Below are 21,410 nucleotides of genomic sequence, written 5' to 3'. Positions count from 1 at the left end.
TGCTCGCTGGGTCAGGAGGGGTTGCCGTGGGCGTCGAGATAGCCGAAGCGCCGCATCGTCGGGCCGTGGTCGGCGACGACACGCGCGGCCTGCACGGCGTTCAGCCGCTGGCGCCAGGCGCCGCTGCGGCCCTGGCGGAAAAAACGCGGCGCGGCGGCCGAGCGTTCGCGAAAGCCTGCCGCCGCCTCCTGGCGCGCCAGTTCGTCGAAGCGGCTGTGCTGCAGTGCGCGCGCCAGCTGCGGCGGCGCGGTCGGCAGCCCCAGCAGCGCGGCGGCGCGGCCGAAGGTGGGCAGGGGCTGGGCCAGCATGTCCTCGTAGCGCAGCACCTCGCGCGCCAGCCCGGGCGCGTCGCACCAGCTGGCGACGTGGGCCGACCACGACAGCAGCCGCTGCCGCACCTGAAGCGACAGCCCGCGGCCCGCGCCGGGCGTGGCGAAGCGGGCGTCGCCCATGCAGGCGATGGCCTGGTCCAGGCTGCAGCCCCAGTGCTCGGCCGCCGAGACGGCGACGTCCAGCGGGTTGCGCACGATGTAGAGCACGGCGCGTGTGGCGCCGTGGCCGGTCACCGGCTCGCCGTCGGCGGTGGCGACGCAGGCGTCATGGATCTTGCGGCAGGCCGGTGTCGCCGCGGTCTCGTGGCGGGCCGTCCAGCGGTAGATATGCGGGCGCAGCCGCTCGGCCTCGTCGTCGCACAGGTCGGCGGTGTCGAATCCCAGCACCTCGTCCAGCCAGAGCCGGGCGCTGGCGATCGAGCCGTCGTCCAGGGCATTGATGTCGGCCGGCTCGCTGCGGTCCTCGGCCAGGTTGCGCAGGAACAGGCGCAGCCAGGTGTTGCCCGACTTCGGGTAGGACGCGAGCCAGACGATGCCGTCGCTCATGCCAGCGGGTGCGCCTGGACGTCGGCCAGCAGGCGTTCGGCCAGGCCGTCGATGTCGAAACCCAGCTGCGGCCGGTGCACCAGCACCACCCGGGCCAACGACGCCAGCTGCCCGCACTGCTGCAGATGGCGGCCCTTCAGCGCCGCCCCGTCCAGGAAGCGCAGCCGGTAGGTGTTGTTCAGCAGCGGGCGGAAGCGGTCGTGGCCCTGCAGCGCGCGCAGCGTGACCTCTTCTGCCGGGTGGCTGTTGAGGATGTAGATCCAGCGCACCGGCAGCGCCAGCCGGGCGCCGCGGCCGGGGGCGGGCAGGCTGAACTTGGCCAGCGGCGGGCGCACGCGGCGCAGGCCCTCGGTGGCGATGCCCAGGCGTTCGGCCGCGTCCTGCCACAGCTTCACGCGCGGGAAGCCGGGCAGCGCACGGCCCTCGTCGTCCACCGGCACGACGTCGTCGGCGACGAGTTCGTGGCCGCGCTGCAGCAGGGCCGCAGCCAGCGTCGACTTGCCGGCGCCCGACGGGCCGACGCAGACCATGCAGGCGTCGCCGACGCGCAGTGCATTGCCGTGCAGCACCAGGTGGCCGCGCTGTGTCAGCAGGGCGCCGAAGGCCGAGCCGAGCAGGAACACGCGCAGGCTGTCGTCGTCGGCGCCGTCTGCGGCGTCGATGCGGATCTCGCATCCGTCCTGCACCAGGAAGCGCGCCACGCCGGGCACCTGCAGCCACAGGGCCTCGTCCGTCGTCCACAGGAACGGGCCGATCTGGCGCCCGCCGGGCAGGCCGCCGGGCGCGACGGCGGCACGGCGGATCGTCACGTCGGCCGCGGCGGCGGCGGCGTCGGCCGGCGCCAGTTCGGGCAGCGTGAGTTCGCTCGCGATCGTCAGGCCGTAGCAGCGGTAGTTCATGCAGCGGGTGTGCCCGTTCTCGATTCCAGCCAGCGCAGGTAGCGGCCCATCATCAGACCGTGGCTGAAGGTCAGGCGGTAGTCGGACAACACCGCAGCCGTGCCCCAGCCGTCGCCGGGCCAGTGTTCGAGCAGTCGGCGCAGGCGCGGCAGGTCGAGCATGCGGCGCGCCAGGTCGCTGTGCTCGAGCGCAGCGAGTTCGGCTGCCAACGCCGGCCGGTCGCGGCCCAGCGTCAGGTACCAGTCGGCCGCCTGCAGGCCACGCCCATGGTTGTCCAGCACGGCCGGCGGCAGGCGCCCTGCCATCGCGCGGCGCAGCAGCCAGCGCGGCACGCCGTCGTGCAGGAACTGGTCTTCGGGCAGCGCGAGGCAGAACTCGACCAGGCGCCGGTCGACCAGCGGGTGGCGGATGTCGATGCGAAAGCGTGCGCGGTAGCCCGCTTCGAGCTGGCTGCAGCGTGTCGCGAGCAGCGCGTCGTGGCGCGCCTTGCGCGTGTCGGCCGGCGGGCGTACCGGCGCGCCCAGCACCGACGCACGCTGCAAGACACGCGTGGCGGCGGCAAAACCGGGGTGGATGGGCGCCAGGAGCAGCTGGCGCTGCGGCGCTGCCACGCTCCGCCCGCGCCAGCGCTGCAGCGCGTGCCAGGCCGGCGTCGGCAGCAGCGGACTCATGCCTTGCGCCAGCAGCGCCCGTGAGGCCGACGGCGCGTGGCCGCGCTGCGCCAGCGCGCGCGCTTCGCGCCAGGCGCTGCCCCAGCGGCCCTGGCGCAGCAGGCCGGGCAGCAGGCCGCGGCCGTTCCAGCTGGCGCTGACGTTGCCGCCGTCGCCGGTGAGCATCACGCGCACGCCTTGGGTTTGCGCCTGGGCGAGGATGGTTTCCCACCACGGGCGGTTGGCAACGTTGGGAAACGCGACCTCGCCGCTGTCGAAGAGCGCATCGGTGTCCTCCAGCGGGCTGGTGGCGCCGGCTCGCACCAGGTGCAGGTCGATCTGCGGGATCTGCTGCGCCATCGCCTGCACCAAGGGCGACTCGTCGGCATAACGGCCGGCCGGCACCGGGCCGCCGAATCCGGCCGCGGGCCTTTCGGTGAAGGCCGCCAGGCGCTGGCCGCGTGCGCCCAGCCGGCCGGCTGCGGCCGCGGCGATCGAACAAGAATCCAGCCCGCCGCTCATGAACAGACCCACCGGCGCGGCGCTGCGCAGGTGGTCGTCGACGACGGTGTCGAACAGCTCGTCGACGGCGTCGGCGCAGTCGTCGTCGCGGGCGAAACGCAGCGTTTGTCCCTGCTCGATGGCGCCATAGGGCCGCACCCGCAGGTTGTGGTGGCCATCCAGCGTCAGCAGTTGCCCCGGCGGCAGGCGCCGGATGCCACGCCAGCAGGTGTCTTCGGGCGCGCCGACGGTGTAGACCAGCAGGTCGGCGAGGTGCTCCTCGTCGAGCCGGCGCTCGACGAAGGGCAGCGCCAGCAGCGCGCCGGGCAGCGTGGCGAAAGCGAAGTGGCGTGGCGTGTGCACGTAGCACAGGCTGCGGCCGTTGAGCGGCGAACTGCCGGCCAGCAGGGTCTGCGTCCGGCGGTCCCAGCAGGCGAAGGCGTAGCTGCCGTGCAGGCGCGCCAGGCCCGCTTCGCCCCAGCGTTGCAGGACCTGCAGCACGAGCGCGGAGTCGGGCGTGGCCTCGGCTTCGGCGGCGCCCAGGTCGAACTCGCGCAGCAGGGCGCGGCGGTCGTCGATGCGACCATCGAACACCAGTACGCGCTGGTCATCGGCGCTGGCCAGCGGCTGGCGCTCGAGCCCGTCCTGCGCCGTGAAGGCCGCCAGCCGGCAGCCGAGGCCGGCGCCGTCGTCGGCCCAGAGGCCGCCGCCATCGTGACCATGCGCCGCCAGGGCCGTATCCAGCCGGCCCAGCTGCGTGCGGTCGACCGGCGCGCCGTCGGCCGGGCGCAGCCCGAAGATCGCGCTCACCGCGCGGGCTCGGCGGCGGCGCGGGTGGCTGCGCGTGGCAAGGCAATCAGGAGTAGCTGGCCCCGCCGTCGAGGCGATAGAAGGAAACGGTCGAGGTCTGCGTGTCGCTGGTCGAGATGCGCTCGACCCGGGGCGTGACCCAAGGGCGGCGCGGCTGCGTGTCGGCCAGCGGGCGCTCTCCTGTCCGCTCTTCGGCGTGCGAAGTCAGATTCGAGTCTTCCATGTCGGCTCCTCGGCAGCTGCGGCATCCTCGGACGGGGTGCGGAACTCGATCCATTCTTAACCGGCGATGCGCGATTCCACCTGATACAAACCCGCGATGCCGCGAGTGGGGGCCGAACGCGGAGTAAGGCGTCGTCGCTTGTGTATCCCGTCTGCGCAGCGGCACCCCTGGCACTTCAGCGGGCCGCGCGGGTCGATGACGGTGACAGTCAACCCGCGCAGGTGCAGCACCAGCGGCGACTTCTGCTGCGAGGCCGCGCTGCAGCAGCTGGGGGCTGATGCTGTAGCGCCCCGGCACGGCCGGCGTGATGGCACCAGCCAGGTGTTGGCCCCTCGAACGCCGTCGGGGGTGACGGCTGCTGGCGCCCCCGACGGCGGGGCGGCCGCGTGGACTGCAGGCCGCTTCAGACTCGGCGTTGCCCCCGGTGATCGGTTTGCTGACGAGCGGGCGGACCCGACCCCGAGAGAAATACGTCACGCTCCCCAGGCCGACGAGCAATCCGTCGTCTGCCGAGACCTGGCGCGCGTCAGCGCGCCCGCCTAGCGTCGACCCCTATACTAATGTGGCCGTTTGTGTATGGGCTAAACGCAGGGCGCGGCTGATCGGTCACCCGGTACCGGTCGACCCGGTCGGCGGTTGTCTGGCGTGGCGCCCGGGTGCGTGTTCGATCATCAAAAGGGAAAGAGCGACATGTCGAAGCTGCTTGATCTGATGAGAAAACTGGGCAGTGATGCCGCGTTGAACAGCGAGTATGAGAAGGACCCGCAAGCGGTGATCCGCCGTTTCGGTCTGTCCGCGGAGGAGAGCGCCGCCCTGCTGACGAAGGACTACGACGCGATCAAGCGGCTCACCGGGCTGCAAGACGGGCAGTTCGCCACCAATCACACCATCCGCGCCTACGACCAGTAGGCGGTAACGGGCGTCGAACGCCGATATGCGCCGAGCCTGGTCCATTGCGGTGCTGTGGCTGGCGCTGGTCATCACATCGGCGTTTGCCGACGAAGCGCTGGAACCGCAGGTGGCCGAGATCGAGCGGCTCGGCATCGCTGCCGACTGGCGCGAGGCCAACGCGAAGATCCGGGCCTTGTCGCCGCGGCTGGAGGCGCTGAGCCGCGAACAGCGACAGCGCATGGAACTCGTGCGCCTGCGCATGCAGGCGCTGTCGGGCGACGAGGCCGGTGCGATCACCGGCCTGTCCGCGCTGCTGCGCGAGCAGATGCCCGCGGCGCTGCGCGTGCGTGTCTACACCACCGCCATCAACGTCGCTGCGAATGTCGAGGAATGGCCGCAGGCGTTCAGCTGGCTCGACGAGGCGCTCGCCTTTCTGAACGAGGCGCCGCAGGAGTCGGCGCGTTTGCTGGGTATCGCCAGCTACCTGCATAACCTGGTCGGGGAAACCGACAAGGCGCGCGAACTTGCGTTGCGCGAACTGGCCCTGGTCGACAAGGGCAACGACGACCACGCCCTGTGCATCGCGCTGAGCGACATCGCCATGGCCGAGGACCATTCGCACCGGTTCCGGGAGTCCGAGCGTTGGCACCGGCGGCAGATCGATGCCTGCATCCGTGCCAGCGACACGATCTTCGCCGCCAACGGCAAGTACGGGGTCGGCAAGATGCTGGCCGCGCAGGGGCACCACGAGGAAGCGCTGGACTGGGCGGGACGGGCGCTGGCGGATTTCGGGAAGGCCGGTTACGCCGCAGGCGAGTGGAGCACGCGGCTGATGCTCGCCGGCAGCTTGATCGAATCGGGCCGCGACCTCGACCGTGCCGGCCGGCTGCTGGCCGACACCTTGCGCTACTACCGCGGCCAGAAAGCCGACACGGCGGTCGCGGACACCGAAAGCCTCCTGGCGCGTCTGGCCGAGAAGCGTGGCGACCTCGCCGAGGCGCTGGCCCACTACAAGGGGGCCGCCGCAGCGACGGCGGCCGCCGAGAGCGATGCGCGTGAACGTCGCCTGGCCTATCTGCAGGTCCAGTTCGACACCCGGCTGAAGGAGCAGCGCATCGCGCTGCTGGAAGCTGAGAAGGAGCTCGCCGCGCTGCAGGTCACCGCGACGCAGCGGCGGCAGTGGCTGCTGTCGGCGGGCATAGGCGGGCTGCTGCTGACCGCGATCCTGCTGACGGTCCTGCTGCGTCGTTCATTCCGCGAGCGCCGGCGCTACCGCTGGCAGTCCGAACACGATGGCCTGACCCGCCTCTACAACTACCAGCAGGTGCGCAAGCTCGGCGAGGAGGCGTTCGCCGCGGCACGCCGGCGGGGCCGGCCGTTCACCGCGATCGTCGCCGACGTCGACCGCTTCAAGGGCGTGAACGACCACTTCGGACACGCCGCCGGCGACGAGGCGCTGCGCTGTCTGGGTGGATGGATAACCGAGGTCGTGGGCGAGCGCGGCATCGCCGGGCGCAGCGGCGGCGACGAGTTCACGATCCTGCTCGAGGACGATGCATCGCAGGCCGAGGCGCTGCTGCAGCGGCTGCGCGAGCGCATCGAGCCGATCAGCGTGTTCGGGCAGACGGTGCACTTCAGCATCAGTTCCGGCGTGTCCGAGGCCAACGAACACGTGAGTACGCTGGAGCAGCTGGTGCACGAGGCCGACCAGGCGCTGTATCGCGCCAAGCGCCGCGGGCGCGACCGCGTGGTGCGCGCCGGTGCCGAGGAGCGGGGCGCGGGCGAGCAGGCGGGCCTGGTGGTGGTGGGCAGCGGGATCGATTTCGGCCGCCATGCCAGCGAACGCTGCCTGTCCGAGATCCGCGAGGCCGAGGTGGTGTTCTGCCTGGTGAATCCTATGGCCCTGGCGATGATCATTAGTTTGCGGCCGGACACCATCAACCTTGGCGTGCATTACGCACTTGGCAAGGACCGGCGCGAGACCTATCGCGAGATCGATGAGAGGATCATGGCCGAGGTGCGTGCCGGCAAGCGGGTGTGCGCCGTGTTCTATGGCCATCCGGGCGTGTTCGCCGACGTGCCACATGTGGTGGTGCGCAAGGCACGTGCCGAAGGCATCCCAGCGCGCATGGAGCCGGGTATCTCGGCTGAAGCCTGCCTGTACGCGGACCTCGGGCTGGACCCGGGCCAGCGTGGCGTGCAGTCGATGGAGGCGACCCACTTCCTGGTCTACGACCGCCAGATCGACGGCGCCGGCCTGGTACTGCTGTGGCAGGTGGCGCTGGCCGGCGACCTGACGTGCTCGCGGTTCCACGCCGAGCGCGAAGGCTTGCAGGCGCTGGTGCACAAGCTGCTGCGCTGGTATCCGCCGGAGCACGAGGTGATCCTGTACGAGGCGGCGTGGCTTCCGATCGAGCAGCCACGCATGGAGCGCCTGGCGCTGCACGACCTTCCCGACGCGCGTTACGCCGAGTACACGACGCTGGTGATCCCGCCGCTGGGCGAGCTCGAGGAAGACTCTACGAGTTACCCGCCCTTGCGGCAGCCCGCGGCGGACAGTCCCGCGACGACCCACTGAGGGGGCGCGGGCGCCCCTGCTGTCGGGCCGGGGCTGGGGTGCCGAAGGGCTGGTTCCAGGCGGTTCAGGTCCGCCCGAGGGTGCCGGTCGAGCGCGCCCGTGCCCGTCCTCCTCGAATCAGAATACCCACCCGCCCTGCAGCAGCACGCGCAGGCGGGAGGCCGGCTCGCTCGTCGGTGCGCCGCCGCTGACGCGTTGCGCCAGTTGCAGCCGCACCAGCCCGCCGGCGGCGTTGGCCGTCAGACCGACGCCGACGTCGCTCAGCGATCGGCTGGCGGCGCCCGGCAACGGGTTCGCCGTCCTGGCCCAGCCGATGTCGGCGAAGGCGCTGGCGCTCATCTGCAGCGTGCCGGCGGGCGGCAGCGGATGGGCCAGATCGAGGTGCAGCAGTGCGGCGTGGTCGCCGCTCAGCTCGCCCGAGGGATAGGCGATCACGCCGCTGAAGCCCGAGACGCTCATGCGCTCGCTGCCGTCGAGGTTCTTGTCGTTCAATGCCAGTTGCGCCCGGGCGCTGGTGGTCAGTGCGAACTGCCCGGGCAGCGCGGTGGCGCGCGTGACCTGCAGATTCAGCTTGGCAAAGCTGCCTTGCGTGCCCGCACCGGCCGCGTCGAGCGCGGCCGCCGTTGCGTCGTCGAAGCGCAGGCGCCCTATCGTCAGTGCGGCGCTGGCCTGGGTCAGACCGTCGAAGCCGAACAAGACCTGCTCGTTGCGCGCGGAGACGCTGGCGCTTGCCGTGGCAGCCTTCTTGCGCGTGCGCGTGCTGGTCGAGGCCACCTCGTCCTTCAAGGACTTGTAGGCCAGGCTCAGCCCGGCCTCGATGCTGGCGCCGCGGGTCCGCTTCACGGGCCGGGTGAGATTGAACTCGAGCGCATCGGCGGTGCCCGAGGCGTCGAGCGCGGCATAGGTGCTGCCGAGCTGGTATCGGGTGCGGCTCAGCGCGAGTTCGCCGCGCGTGCCGTCGGTGTCCAGCAGGCCCGAGTAGCCCAGACGCCCGTTCAGCAGGCCGCTGTGCCGGGTGGCCATGCCGCTGACCGAGAGGCGGTCGCCGCGGCCGCTGGGCGAGTTCCAGTCGGCGTTGAAGCTGAGCCTTTGCTTGCCGGTGTAGGCCGAGCCGTAGTTGTCGAGCAGCGCGTAGCCGCCGTAGGCCGGCGTGGCCTCGGTGCCGATGGCGAAGTCGGACGTGCCGACCGCCTCGCCGGGCATCACGTCGGCGCGCACCACCGTCACGCCGGGCGTGTCGTTGATGACCAGCATGGCGCGCTCGAGCGTGTCGAGCGAGACGATGTCGCGGTCCTTGATGTCGTCCAGCAGGCCTTGCACGATGTCATCGCGCACCCGCGACCTGTTGGCCAGGATGAAGCGGCCGTAGTTGCCCTCGACGACGCGGATCGTGAGCGTGCCGGCGGCCACTTCCTGCGCCGGAATGTAGGCGCGTGCGACGAAGTAGCCGGCGCTGCGGTAGTAGCGGGTGATGCGGGTGGCGATGAGCTCGAGTTCGGCCAGGCTGAGGGTCTTGCCCTGGTCGGGCTGCACCAGCGCCAGCAGCACGGCGCTGTCGACGACGCTGTTGCCGACGATGGCGAAGCTGTCCACCCTGACGCCGGGGCCACTGCCGGGCAAGGCCAGCATCGGCGGCTCGATCGCGGTGCCGCCGACGGTGGGCAGCGGGGCTGCCTTCGGTGCTGGCAGCACCGGGGGCTGCACCTGGCGAAGGGCATCGCCGATGTTGGGGACCGGCGGAGCTTGCTGGGCCTGCGCGCCCAGCGCCGCAAAGGCCATGCCCAGCGCCAGGCTGAGGGTGGACGGGCGCAAGGCTTTCACGCGAGAGGGGATCCGTGAGGCCTCGTCGGGTCCAAGGCCTGCGCTGCCGCGCGGGGCCGCTCTCATTGCCCGGCCTCGACGACGAACAGCAGCTGGTCCACCCCGCCGGGCAGTCTGACGCCGCCGTTGACGATGGTGGCCAGCGAGTTGCGGCTGACCGGTACCCGCAGGTCCTTCTCGCCGCCGTCGGCCGGCCCGCCCGCTGCCTGCAGCATCTGCCTGGCCTGGACGAGCGTCACGCTCGGGCTGGTCTCGCCGGCGCTCGGGCTGGAGATCAGGCTGAGCGCAGCGCCTTGGCCGAAGGTGGCGTCGAGGGCGGGGAAGGTCGTCACCACGTTGGGCGGCACTGGGTTGGACTGCGCCAGCGAGACCGGGGCATTGATGCCGAAGACCGGGCTGTTGAAGGCGTCGTTGCGCGCCGGCACATCGGTGCGTGCGGCCTGGGCGGCGGCTTGCTGCAGGGCCGCTGTCGGCATCCCGACGTCGAGCTTCAGCACGGTGTTGCCGGTGTCGGCGATGGCGTAGTGGGCGTCGGCCGTGGCGAAGCTGGCGCGTATCTCGTAGCGGCCCGCATCCTTGACGGCGCTGACCTGCTGGCCGTCCTTCCAGATCGTGTAGCTCAGCGCGCCGGGCGTCGTGCCGGGCACCGTGTTGGCGATGTTCGCCACCACCAGCCGGTCGAGGTCGGCCGATCCGATCAGGGTCTGGCCGCTGACGGTATAGGTCTTGGACGGGTCCTGTGCGGCCAATGAATAGGTCACGCTGCGTGCATTCAGGTTGCCGGTGGTGCCGGCACCGGCATCGGTTGCGAACACGTAGTTGCCCGCATCGGCGCCGCCGAGCGCGAGGCCGCTGATGCCGACCGGCTTGTGCTCGCCGACGTTCTGATCCGCAAGTGCGGCGCCAAAGCTCAGCGCCAGCGAGTCGCCCGCGATGCGGTCGTCGCGCGCCGTGGCGTTGACGCCCGCGCTGCCGTCGAAGACCTTGTCGGCCACGCTGAACACGAGATTGAGCGTGCGCGGGCTGATCGCGGCCGTGCCGCTGTAGGCGGCGCCGGCCAGCGTGTAGTTGGCGTTGTCCAGCGCCAGCGTGCCGGCACCGGCGATGGCACGCGTGCCGGCGTCCTTGCCGGACAGCTCGGCCACGCCGCTCAGGTTCACGCTGTCGCCAGCGACCGCATTGGTCAGATGCAGTTGCGTCGAGTCCAGCGTGGTATTGCCGTCGTAAACCTTGCCGGCACTGCCCCTGGCCGCCACGTTCACGGCCAGCGGCGTGATCGACGCGTTGCCGACTATGCTGCCGCCGACGATGGTGTAGTTGGCGTTGTCCAGCGCCAGCGTGCCGGCACCGGCGATGGCACGCGTGCCGGCGTCCTGGCCCGCCAGAACGGCCGTGCCGCTCAGGTTGACGGTGTCGCCACCGATCGTGTTGATCAGCTGCAGCTGTGTGGATGCGAGCGCGCTGTTGCCGTCATAGACCTTGCCGGCGTTGCTCAGCGTCGCGATGCGGGCAGCCAGCGGCGTGAGCTGCACGCTGCCGGTGAACGCAGCCTCCTGCAGCGTGTAGTTGGCGTTGTCTAGCGTCAGCCCGGCCAGGCTGGTGAGCGCACGGCCGCCGACGTTCCGGCTCGCCAGCGTCGCCGTGCCGCCGAGGTGCACCGTGTCGCCGTCGAGCACGTTGCCGATCGCCAGCAGGCTGGCTGCGGCCTGGTTCGTGGCGTCGTAGATGCGGGTCGCGCCGTTGACGGTGGAGACTTCGAGCAGCCGCTGATAGACCAGCGCGTTGCCGCCGACGCTGCCGCCGCTGACGGTGTAGTTGGCGTTGTCCAGCGTCAGCGTGCCCAGGCCCGTGACGGCACGCGTGCCGGCGTCCTGGCTCGCCAGCACGGCCGCGCCGCCGGCGAGGTTCACGGTGTCGTCGCCGAGCGCGTTGGTGACGTGCAGCATCTCCGAGTCGAGCGCCGTGTTGCCGTCGTAGACCTTGCCGGCGCTGCCCCAGGCCGCCACGTTCACGGCCAGCGGCGTGATCTGCACCGTGCCGCCGGCAGACGCCTCGACGAGCGTGTAGTTGGGGTTGTCCAGCGTCAGCCCGGACAGGCCGATGACGGCCCGGCTGCCGACGTCCTTGCTTGCCAGCGTGGCCGTGCCGCCGAGGTGCACGGCGTCGCCGACCACGACGTTGCCGATCACCAGCAGGCTGGCCGTGGCCAGATTGCTGGCGTCGTAGCTGCGCGTGGCGCCGTTGACGGTGGAGAGATCCACCAGGCGTTGATAGACCAGCGCGTTGCCGACTACGCTGCCGCCGCTGACGGTGTAGTTGGCGTTGTCCAGCGTCAGCGTGCCCAGGCCCGTGACGGCACGCGTGCCGGCGTTCTGGTTCGCCAGCACGGCCGCGCCGCCGGCGAGGTTCACGGTGTCGTCGCCGAGCGCGTTGGTGACGTGCAGCATCTCCGAGTCGAGCGCCGTGTTGCCGTCGTAGACCTTGCCGGCGCTGCCCCAGGCCGCCACGCTCACGGCGTAGGGCGTGATCTGCACGGTGCCGCTCGGCGTGACGCTGCTCAAGGTGTAGTTGCTGTTGTCCAGCGCCAGCGTGCCCAGGCCGCTGACGGCACGCGTCCCGGCATCCTTCGACGCCAGAACCGCGCTGCCGCTCAGGCTGACCGAGTCGCTGTTGACCACGTTGCCCAGGCCGAGCAGGCTGGCGGCGACGCCGGTGGCGGCGTTGTACGCACGCGTGGCGTTGACCACCGACGTCACGCTCACCGGGCGCGGCGTGATGGTCAGGCCGCCGGTCGGCAGCGTGATGTCGAACATGCTCGCGTTGTAGCCATCGGCGAAGCTCAGGCCCAGCACGTTGGCGCTCGAATAGGCGTAGCTGCCGACGTTGCTGAACGGGCCGATGGTGCTACCCCAGTCGACCGTCAGGCAGGCGCTGCAGCCGGTCAGCACCAGGCCGGTGAGTGCCGGGTTGGCGTTGCCGTAGACCTTGGTGCTGGCACCCAGCGCCAGCGACAGCGTCAAGGTGTCGCTGTAGCCGAAGCTGCGCAGCACCGGGTACTTGTCGTTGAGCGTGTCCTTGCGGCCCCAGGTGCCGGTGCCGGGGGTGAAGTTCCAGCCGGCGCCGGTGAACGTGGCGGTGTCGTTCAGCTGCGCCGTGGTCTTGCCGGTGCCGCCGGTGCTGCTGGCCTGGCCGGTGGCCTGGGTGTCCCAGAAACTGTGGGTGGCGGTGCCGCTTCCATTGCCCACCAGTCCGCCGATTTGCTGGCCCGGCGTCCCGCTGACCCATCCGCTGGCGTAGGCATCCCGGATCGACCCGTAGTTGTAGCCGGCGAGCCCGCCGACGACGTGGCTGCCAGCGGCTCCACTGACGCTGCCCCGGGCGTAGCTGTCATTGATATCACTTCCGTTGAAGCCGACGAGGCCACCCAGATAATCGCCGGTGCCGATGACGTTGCCGGTGGCGTAACTGCCGGTGATCGTTCCGTAGCTCGTGCCGCCCACCAGTCCGCCAACGCTGATCTCACCCGACACCGGGCCGGTGGCAGCGCTGCCGGCGATGTCGCCATAGCTGTACCCGACCAGCCCGCCGACATCCCCGCCGGTGGCCGTCACGCTGCCACTGGCAGCCGACGCGGTGACCACACCGTAGTTGGCGCCCACGAGCCCGCCGGCTTTCCCGCCGGTGGCCGTCACGCTGGCACTGGCAGTGGACGCGGTGACCACACCGTAGTTGGCGCCCACGAGCCCGCCGACCTTGTTCGAACCCGCCACGCTGCCCGCGACCGAACTGTGGCTGACGGTGGTGTTGTAGCCGGAGCCCAGCAGGCCGCCAACGCGAATGTCGCCCGTGATGGAGGCGGCCGTCAGGTTCGCGTCGCGCAGCACGGCCCCGGAAGCGTTCCCGAACAGCCCGATCTCGCTCGACGTCGGCCGGTTGATGATGAGGTTGCCGACCGTGTGCCCCAGGCCGCCGAACCGGCCGAAGAACGAGGTTGCCGAATTTCCGATCGGCTGGAAACCCGCGCCGCTGTTCCACCCCGCGGTGGCCGCGGCATCGATGTCCGCGCCCAGCACGTAGTTGCCCGACAGGCTGCCCGTCGCCGCCATGCCCTGCAGCGTCATGGTGACAGGCGCAGAAGTTGCGTCGGCCGCAGTACCCAGACCGGTGATCACCGTGTAGGTCGTCACGACCCCATTCCACCCGAGCTGGGTGCTGAAGTTGCTGCCCGCCTTCAGGTTGACGGGTGCGTTGACGAAGTAGTCGGCCGGGTTGCCGGCGTCTACCGCGCCCTGGCCATAGATCAGGGCGAGCGCGCTGCTGCTGCCGGTCGCGGTGATGGGCGCGTTGACGTTGATGTTGCGCTCCGCGTCCAGCGTCAGCGTGTGGTCGGCGCTCCAGCTCACGGCGTCGTTGACGTTGATGTCGCCGCTGCCGGAGACGCTGCCGGCGCTGCTCTGGATCGTCACGTTGTTGCTGGCCAGCTGGCTGCTCAGCGTGGCGCCGGTGGTGTCGCCGCCGCTGGCCGCGATGGTGAAATCGATCGGGTCGACGAGCCAGGTGCCGGTCAGCCCGTGCGCGGCGGCCGTGGTGATGCGCACACTGTCTGCGATCTTCACGCGCGCGCCGCTGGTTTCGATGCTGCCGCCGTTGCCTTGGCTCGGCGCACTCGCGTCCAGCGTGCCGCCGACGGTCAGCGCGCCGGCCTCCGCCAGCAGCAGGATCCTGCCGCCGCGCTCGGCAATCGTCTGGGCGCGGATCTCGCCGGTGTTGTTGACCATCGCGTCGAGCAGGCCCGCGGCGGCCTTGGCGGTGAGCATGACCGTGCCGCCGTCGGCGTGTATGGCGCCGCCGTTGCTCACCAGCGTGTCCAGCGCCGCGGCGTCGATGACCACACCCGCCAGCGAGTTGCCGTTGAAGTTGAGGCTGACCTTGCTGCCGGCCGCGAGCGCCACCGTGCCGAGCCGCGCCGTTATGACGCCGTCGTTCCTGACCTGCGTGCCCATCAAGGCGACGTAGCCGCCGTCCGCGGCGCTGAGCGTGCCCAGGTTGGACACCGCTCCCCCCTGGCCGCTGAAGCGGGTCTTGCCGGCCATGAAGTCGGCATCGCTCAAACCCAGCGTGGTGGCCACCAGGCCGGCGGTATCGACGCGCGCACCCTTGCCGAACAGCACGCCGTTGGGGTTGAGGATGAAGACCTGCCCGTTGGCCTTGAGCGCGCCGTCGATTGCCGAGCGCTCGGTGCCGGTGACGCGGTTGAGCGCGACCGAGCCTGCATCCGGCTGCACGTAGTTGACCGTGCCGCTCTTGCCGATGGAAAAGCTGTTCCAGTTGATCGCCGTTCGGGCGCTGGTCTGGGTCACGGTGAGCGTGCTGCCGCTGCGGCCGATCTGCGCCGCACCAGCCGCCACCTGTCCGCCCGTCGGCAGGACGGCCGCTGCCGGACCGCCGGCCAGCGCCGGGCCGCCTGCCGTCAGCAGCACGCCCGCCAGCAAGGCCCCTGTCGTGCCCGATGCCTTGCCGCGGCTCGGCGCGGTCTCGGCCACCGCCATATAGGCGCCGCGACAGGAGTTCCAGACGGTGCGGTGGATGCGATTCATTCGAAGGGTCCTGTGGGTCGGTCTGCGAGCCGTCCTGGCAAGGCGCCAGGGCTGGGCTCTCGGGGCGGTGCAGCTTCGTCCCGTCTCCCGGGCGCGGAGGACGGAGGCCGCAACGCGGCAGCCCCGAGGCGATGCCGGGTCAGGTCGGACTATCGGGACAAGGCTGCCCGGGCACTACTCGATTCGCGCAGCGCACTGGCCCGAAAACGCAAGTTGGCGAACTGGCGGCGAAATGCCCGCCAGTTGCGCGGACCGCCGGGCCTGCGAACGGCAGAACGGCACAACGGCAATGCCGCGGCAGCCGGCGCGGCGAGAAGCAGAACCCCTCAGCCCGGAGCGGATGGCCTGCTCGACCCGAACCCCGGGTAGTACGCCGAGTAGAACCAGGGATGGACCGCTTCGATCAGCGACTGGACCCGGGGCGGAATGGCGTGGACCGTTTGCGGCCGGATGCTGGACGCCTGCGCGTGGCTGTACTTCATGTGGTAGTGGCTGTCGCTTTCCTGGGCACTGATCGCCAGATGGTCGGCGTCGATCCGGAAGTCGGGCAGGCCCAGCCAGGCGTAGAGATGCGACATGCAGGCCACCGGCCGGCTGGTCAGGTCTTCGAGCCTGACGACGTACAGGCGGTCTTGCACCGGCGCCGGCAGGTCAGCCACCGCGTGCAGCGACACCAGGGGCGCGCCGATCGCCTTGTCTTTCGCGAACAGCGCATCGGCGCGGCCGAAACGGTCGAAATCGGCCAGGTGGTCGATGAAGTCGACGAGGATGGTGCTCTGGTGCCGGGCTTCGATCGAACCGTAGATCTGCCCCAGCTCCCGGATGCAGACGACCAGCTTCGCGTCGGCCTCGATCTTCAGCAGCATTTCGATGCAGTGCAGCCAGGCGCGGTTCTTGTCCACCACGGCCAGGCCGGCGGCACCCTCGTACCAGCCACGCAGGAAGCCCCGCATCGCCGACGTGAGGTGGCCGTAGCTCTGCTCGAAGCTGTTGTCGAGCTGGGCCAGGAAGAAGCTGTCGTCGCTGATCATCCGGCGCAGGCCGAGCAAGGCATTGCACAAGGGCGAGGTGTGGACTTCGCTGTGCACGTCGGGGTGCTGCGCCAGCAACTGGCACACGAGCGTCGATCCGGCGCGCGGCAGCCCGGTCACGCCGATGAATCGGGGTGAACTGGTGCTCATCGCTGGAAGCCGTTCAGGCATCGCGCGCGCCGCTGCGCCGCAAGGTTTCGGACGGCTGTTCGCCGAAGCGTTCCCGGTAGTAGGCCGAAAAGGCGCCCAGGTTGGAGAACCCGGATTGCAGCGCTGCCGAGGTGACCGACTCCCGGGATTCGGCGTGCATCAGCATCGAGCGCACCTTCTCGAGCCGTTGCCCGCGCACCCACTGCATCGGCGAGCACGCATGGCGCTGCCAGAACAGGTACTGCAGGCTGCGGCGCGAAACGCCGCTGGCGCCTTCCAGGTCGGTCAGCGTCATCGGGGCGTGCAGGTGCGCCATGATGTAGCCGCACACCGGGTCGAGAACGCGCCTGGACGCCTGCGCCGGTTTGCGCAGCGCCGCCTCCAGCGTCAGTCCGGGCCGCAGCAGCATCACGATGTGGCGGTAGAACTGCTCGTCCAGACCGACGGCTTCCAGCACATCGACCGCGCCCCGATAGGCGTCGATCAGGGCGCACAGATGCCTGAAGACCTCCCCGAAGGCCATGCCGCCCGCCTGCAGATCCACAGTCCGGGTGGGGCCGAGCCAGAAATCGCTCTTCGAGCCGGGCTCCATGCCGAGCAGGCTGCGCGCCGCGGCTTGCAGCTGCGCAGGCTGCAGCCTGACGACGAGGACCGAGTGCAGCGAACACGCGCCGCTGCCGGCCGCCCCCGCAACGAAGAGGCCGCGCGCTTCGGCCTGCCAGGAGTGGACGACACCGCCGACATCGAACGTGCCTTCGCCGGCGAAGGGAATCAGCAGCGTCAGATCGGTGCTCGCCGCAAGCTCGAAGCGCAGCGGGGTGCCCGCGAGCGCGGCCATCGTCAAGCCATTGATCGTGATCGTGCTCGACTTTTGACGGAACGTCGCCGCCGGCCCCAAGGGCTCGCAGGACTGCAGGGCGCCGAGCACACCGGCCATCCGCCCGCCCCAGGCCGCCGCGTCGTCGTCGATCTCGGCTCCCGCATCGCCGAAGGCCAGCGGCGGCGGCCCCGTGGCATGGGGGTCGCAGCCGCTGCGATCAACAGCCGCACCGGGCGGGCCGAGCGAGGACTGCGCTCGTCTGTCAGTGTCCATGGAGCGCCCCTTCCGGATGCCTGTCTTGCGCAGACTCCTACGGGCGAACCGCTGCGTCTGTGCGCTGACGAACGCTTGCAGCGGCAGGTGCCAGGGGATCGGCGAGTCTTCGGTCGTCTGGGGCCTCGACTGCGAGCCCGGCGATGGACCGAGTCCTGGCGGGAACTGCCGCCATCCGACTCTGGCCTGGCGATAGCTTCTCAGCCCGCTGTTTGGCGGAAGCGGTGAGATTCGAACTCACGGACGGTTGCCCGTCGCCGGTTTTCAAGACCGGTGCAATCGACCACTCTGCCACGCTTCCGAAGTCGTCCGGCAGGGCGCCGGACCGGGCGATTCTAGGTCGTCGCGGGGCCTCAGCCTCCCGGCCGCTGTGCCTGGCTGCATTCGACCTGGAAGACCTCGCGCCGGCCGCCGTCCACACGCACCGCCGTCAGCCGGCCGCCCCAGACGCAGCCGGTGTCCAGCGCCAGCAGGTCGGGGCGCACGACCAGCCCCAGCGTGCTCCAGTGGCCGAAGGCGATCGGCTCGGCGGCGCTCTGGCGCCCGGGCACCTCGAACCAGGGCATCAGCCCCGCCGGCGCTTCGGCGGCGCCGTCCTTGGTCTTGAAGTCCAGCGTGCCGTCGGCGCGGCAGAAGCGGATACGCGTCAGCGTGTTGACGACGAAACGCCACCGGTCGGCGCCCGCCAGGGCCTCGTCCCAGCGCGCCGGCTCGTTGCCGTACATGCGCTGCAGGAAGGCCTGCAGGTCCGGCCCGCGCAGCAGCGCCTGCACCTCGGCGGCCAGCGCCAGCGTGCGCGCCGCGTCCCATTGCGGCACGACGCCGGCATGCACGCACAGCCAGCCGGCCTCGACGTGCGCCAGCGGGCGCTGGCGCAGCCAGTCCAGCCAGGCCGCGGCATCGGGCGCAGCCAGGATGTCGCCCAGCGTGTCGCTCTTGTGCAGCGGCCGCACGCCGTGCGCCACGGCCAGCGTGTGCAGGTCGTGGTTGCCCAGCAGGCAGACGGCGGCGTCGCCCAGGTCGCGCAAGCGGCGCAGCACCGCCAGGTTGTCCGGGCCGCGGTTGACGAGGTCGCCCAGCACCACCAGCCGGTCGCGTGAAGGCGAGAAGCCGATGTCGGCGAGCAGGCGGTCGAGGGCGCCGGCACAGCCCTGCACGTCTCCGGCGAGATAGATCATGCGTCGGATTCTGCTACGCTCGCCCGCCTTGTATCAGCCCGTCGCCGCCGAGTCGCGGCGGCCCGCATGGACGTTACCCTTTTAGTCTTCCTGATCCTGCTCAACGGCCTGTTCGCGATGTCGGAGATGGCGCTCACCGCCTCCCGCAAGGTCCGGCTCCAGGTCATGGTCGAAGACGGCGCCCCCGGCGCGCAGGCCGCGATGGTCCTGCACGAGAACCCCACCCGCTTCCTGTCGGTGGTGCAGATCGGCATCACGTCGATCGGCATCCTCAACGGCATCGTCGGCGAGAACGCGTTCTCGGCGCCGCTGGCCGAGTGGCTGATCACGCTCGACGTGCGCGAGCACACGGCGCGCATCGGTGCGACCGCGATTGTCGTCGTGCTGATCACGATCCTCACGATCATCTTCGGCGAGCTCGTGCCCAAGCGCCTGGGCCAGCTCTACCCCGAGACGGTGGCGCGCCTGGTGGCGCGGCCGATGAACTGGATCTCGCTGGCCGCACGGCCGCTGGTGCTGCTGCTGTCGGCGTCGACGAACGCGATGCTGCGCCTGCTGGGCATACGCGACGACGGCCAGCGCGCGGTCACAGAAGAGGAGATCGCCGCCAGCCTGGAAGAAGGCCTGGACGCCGGCGTCATCGAGGCCCAGGAGCACCAGATGGTGCGCAACGTCTTCCGCCTCGACGAGCGCCAGATCGGCTCGATGATGATCCCGCGCGCCGAGATCGCCTGGCTCGAGGCCGACGCGCCGATGGCCGAGGTGCTGGCGCTGATCGCCGAACACGGCCACTCGCGCTACCCGGTGTGCCGCGGCGGCCTGGACGAGGTCATCGGCGTGCTCGCCGCGCACGCGCTGCTGCAGCCGCTGTCGCGCGGCGAGACGCCGCATCTGCAGTCGCTGCTGGCGCCGCCGGTGTTCGTGCCCGAGACGCTCTCGGGCATGGAGCTGCTGGAGCACTTCCGCCAGTCGCGTGCCGACATCGTCTTCGTCGTCGACGAGTACGGTGCGGTGCAGGGCGTGATCTCCGAGCGCGACCTGCTCGAGGCGATCACCGGCGAGTTCGGCTCGCCGGCCGACGACGACGCCTGGGCCGTGCAGCGCGAGGACGGCAGCTGGTTGATGGACGGGCTGATCCCGGTGCCCGAGCTGAAGGACAGGCTCGAGCTGAAGGACCTGCCCGACGAGGAGCGCGGCCGCTACAACACGCTGGCCGGCATGGTGATGCTGCTGCTGGGCCGGCTGCCGAAGACGGCAGACGCGGTGTCCTGGCAGGGCTGGCGCTTCGAGGTCGTGGACCTCGACGGCAAACGGGTCGACAAGGTGCTCGTCACACGCACCGACACAACAGGAGAAACCGAATGATCATCCCGCTGCTGCACCGCAAGGCCGTGCCGGTGGACCGCAACGAACACCGCGATCTCAAGCTCGCGCTACCGGTGCAGGACTGGCGCGTCGCCGCCGAGCTGAACTCGCTGTTCATCGCCGCGGTCGAGTTCGCCGACGCGGCGCGCGAGTACCCGATCTTCTTCGTGCAGACCGGTGCCGACGAGGCCGGCAAGCCGGAGATCGCGCCGATCGCCGTCTTCGGCCTCGAGCAGAAGCAGAACCTGTACCTCGACGGCAGCCGCTGGCGCGCGCACTTCATGCCCGCGGCGCTGCGCAACTACCCGTTCTGCATCGGCCGCCTGGATGCCGAGCGTTTCGCGGTCTGCTTGGACGCCGGCTGGGCCGGTGTCGGTGCCGAGGGCGGCCAGCCGCTGTTCGACGCCGCCGGCGAGCCTGGCGACGCACTGAAGATGGCGCACGGGCAGCTCGAGTCGCTGGAAGCCGAGGCGCAGCGCACGCGTGTGCTGTGCAAGCGCCTGCGCGACCTGGACCTGCTGCGCCCGATGCGTTTCGACGCCACGCTGCCCGACGGCAGCAAGCTGACGGTCGACGGCTTCCTCACCGTCGACGACCAGAAGGTGCAGGCGCTGGACGCGGCCACCGCGCACGAGCTGCTCAAGAGCGGCGTGCTGGGCCTGATCTACTCGCACTTCGTGTCGCTGGGCCACATGCGCAAGCTGCTCGAGTGGCACCTCGAACGCCTCGCCGCGGCCCCGGCCGCCCCGGCGGCCTGAGGTTTCAGGCGGCGACGGCGTCGGCTGCGGCCGGCGCCGGCTCGCCGAACATCAGCGCCTCGACGCGGCGTGCGTCGTTGGTCTCGCGGATCCGGGCGAAGGCATCGCCCGCTTCGGGGAAACGCCGCCGCATCAGCCCCAGCCACTGCTTGAGCCGCCCGGCGCGGTGGCGCGGCTCGACGCGCGCGCCGACGCTCGCCCAGAAGCGGCGCAGCTCGGGCAGCAGCGCGTCCCAGTCGGGTGCCGGCTCGCCGCGGATCGCGCGTGCCAGCCCCGGGTCGGCGACCATGCCGCGGCCCAGCATCAGCGCGTCGCAGCCGCTCTCGGCCAGGCAGCGGCGCGCGTCGTGCACCGTCCAGACCTCGCCGTTGGCGACCACCGGCAGCGCCAGCGCTGCGCGGATCTCGGCGATGCGGTGCCAGTGCGCCGGTGGCCGGTAGCCCTCGGCCTTGGTGCGGGCGTGCACCACCAGCTCGGCGGCGCCGCCGTCGGCGATCGCGTGCGCGCACTCCAGCATGCGCGACGCGTCGAGGTGGCCCAGCCGCATCTTGGCCGTCACCGGCACGCCGGCCGGCACCGCGCGCCGCACCGCGGCGACGATGGCGTGCACGAGCTCGGGTTCGTCGAGCAGCACGGCGCCGCCGCGGTGGCGGTTGACGGTGGGTGCCGGGCAGCCGAAGTTCAGGTCGATGCCGGCCGGCGACAGCTCGGCCAGCCGGGCCGCGTTCTCGGCCAGGCACACCGGGTCGCTGCCCAGCAGCTGGGCGCGCACCGGGACGCCGGCGGCGGTGCGTCCGCCGGCGAGCAGCTCGGGCACGATGCGCGTGAACACGCGCGCCGGCAGCAGCTGGTCGGTGACGCGGATGAACTCCGAGACGCAGAGCTCGACGCCGCCGACGCGGGTCAGCACGTCGCGCAGGCTGTGGTCGAGCAGGCCTTCCATCGGGGCCAGCAGCAGCCGCGGCGCCGCTGCCGGTTTTGCTGGGC

The 21,410-nt window shown here is 70.9% G+C and carries 14 protein-coding genes and 1 tRNA gene; 4 read left to right on the top strand and 11 right to left on the bottom strand.

The window, feature by feature from the left end:
- Positions 1–11: 11 nt before the first annotated feature.
- Genes CKO43_RS17390 through CKO43_RS17375 form a run of 4 tightly spaced genes read right to left on the bottom strand, consistent with a single transcriptional unit; the run spans position 12 to position 3,961 of the window.
- A complete protein-coding gene (locus tag CKO43_RS17390) occupies positions 12–878 on the bottom strand; it encodes a sulfotransferase domain-containing protein (protein ID WP_200379369.1) in 867 nt (288 codons plus the stop codon).
- Positions 875–1,777: a phosphoenolpyruvate carboxykinase (ATP) gene (locus CKO43_RS17385; RefSeq protein ID WP_200379368.1), complete on the bottom strand. Its 903-nt coding sequence runs from the start codon at positions 1,775–1,777 to the stop codon at positions 875–877. Before CKO43_RS17385 ends, CKO43_RS17390 begins: the two co-directional genes overlap by 4 nt.
- Positions 1,774–3,738: an asparagine synthase-related protein gene (locus tag CKO43_RS17380; RefSeq protein ID WP_200379367.1), complete on the bottom strand. Its 1,965-nt coding sequence runs from the start codon at positions 3,736–3,738 to the stop codon at positions 1,774–1,776. The genes CKO43_RS17385 and CKO43_RS17380 overlap by 4 nt, the downstream gene beginning before the upstream one ends.
- A gap of 46 nt (positions 3,739–3,784) precedes the next feature.
- Positions 3,785–3,961, bottom strand: a complete 177-nt coding sequence (locus CKO43_RS17375; protein WP_200231271.1) for a hypothetical protein — start codon at positions 3,959–3,961, stop codon at positions 3,785–3,787.
- A gap of 690 nt (positions 3,962–4,651) precedes the next feature.
- On the opposite strand from CKO43_RS17375, the gene CKO43_RS17370 reads away from it, so the two are divergent.
- Positions 4,652–4,870 carry a hypothetical protein gene (locus CKO43_RS17370; protein ID WP_200379366.1) on the top strand — a complete coding sequence of 73 codons (219 nt, stop codon included), beginning with the start codon at positions 4,652–4,654 and terminating at the stop codon, positions 4,868–4,870.
- Between the two features lie 25 nt (positions 4,871–4,895).
- On the top strand, positions 4,896–7,430 hold the full coding sequence (locus tag CKO43_RS17365; protein ID WP_200379365.1) for a diguanylate cyclase: 2,535 nt from the start codon (positions 4,896–4,898) through the stop codon (positions 7,428–7,430).
- A gap of 117 nt (positions 7,431–7,547) precedes the next feature.
- Here CKO43_RS17365 and CKO43_RS17360 read toward each other — a convergent pair whose 3' ends face one another.
- From CKO43_RS17360 to CKO43_RS17335, 6 genes are all read right to left on the bottom strand, one after another.
- Positions 7,548–9,251, bottom strand: a complete 1,704-nt coding sequence (locus CKO43_RS17360; RefSeq protein ID WP_200379364.1) for a ShlB/FhaC/HecB family hemolysin secretion/activation protein — start codon at positions 9,249–9,251, stop codon at positions 7,548–7,550.
- Between the two features lie 62 nt (positions 9,252–9,313).
- Positions 9,314–14,848: a YDG domain-containing protein gene (locus CKO43_RS17355; protein ID WP_200379363.1), complete on the bottom strand. Its 5,535-nt coding sequence runs from the start codon at positions 14,846–14,848 to the stop codon at positions 9,314–9,316.
- A 326-nt stretch (positions 14,849–15,174) separates the two neighbouring features.
- Positions 15,175–16,029, bottom strand: coding sequence for a sulfotransferase family protein (locus tag CKO43_RS17350; RefSeq protein ID WP_200231266.1), 855 nt, complete (start codon positions 16,027–16,029; stop codon positions 15,175–15,177).
- A gap of 13 nt (positions 16,030–16,042) precedes the next feature.
- The gene (locus CKO43_RS17345) at positions 16,043–17,122 is read right to left on the bottom strand and encodes an AraC family transcriptional regulator (protein ID WP_200379362.1); all 1,080 of its coding nucleotides are present in this window, start codon (positions 17,120–17,122) and stop codon (positions 16,043–16,045) included.
- Positions 17,123–17,335: 213 nt separating this feature from the next.
- Positions 17,336–17,423 (bottom strand) — tRNA-Ser (locus CKO43_RS17340).
- Positions 17,424–17,475: 52 nt separating this feature from the next.
- Complete coding sequence (locus tag CKO43_RS17335; protein ID WP_200379361.1) at positions 17,476–18,300, bottom strand: symmetrical bis(5'-nucleosyl)-tetraphosphatase; 825 nt, start codon at positions 18,298–18,300, stop codon at positions 17,476–17,478.
- A 66-nt stretch (positions 18,301–18,366) separates the two neighbouring features.
- Here CKO43_RS17335 and CKO43_RS17330 point away from each other — a divergent pair, with 66 nt between their 5' ends.
- Positions 18,367–19,665: a hemolysin family protein gene (locus CKO43_RS17330; protein WP_200231263.1), complete on the top strand. Its 1,299-nt coding sequence runs from the start codon at positions 18,367–18,369 to the stop codon at positions 19,663–19,665.
- A complete protein-coding gene (locus CKO43_RS17325; protein ID WP_200231262.1) occupies positions 19,662–20,423 on the top strand; it encodes a SapC family protein in 762 nt (253 codons plus the stop codon). The genes CKO43_RS17330 and CKO43_RS17325 overlap by 4 nt, the downstream gene beginning before the upstream one ends.
- A gap of 4 nt (positions 20,424–20,427) precedes the next feature.
- Here the strand turns inward: CKO43_RS17325 and CKO43_RS17320 are convergent, their stop codons facing one another.
- Positions 20,428–21,366, bottom strand: coding sequence for a tRNA dihydrouridine synthase (locus tag CKO43_RS17320; protein ID WP_200231285.1), 939 nt, complete (start codon positions 21,364–21,366; stop codon positions 20,428–20,430).
- Positions 21,367–21,410 lie beyond the last annotated feature (44 nt).

The sequence above is a fragment of the Rubrivivax gelatinosus genome, assembly GCF_016583785.1.
Lineage (GTDB): Bacteria > Pseudomonadota > Gammaproteobacteria > Burkholderiales > Burkholderiaceae_C > Rubrivivax > Rubrivivax gelatinosus_B.
Note: the sequence above shows the minus strand (reverse complement) of the source record. Positions and strands in the feature narration are given on the sequence as shown.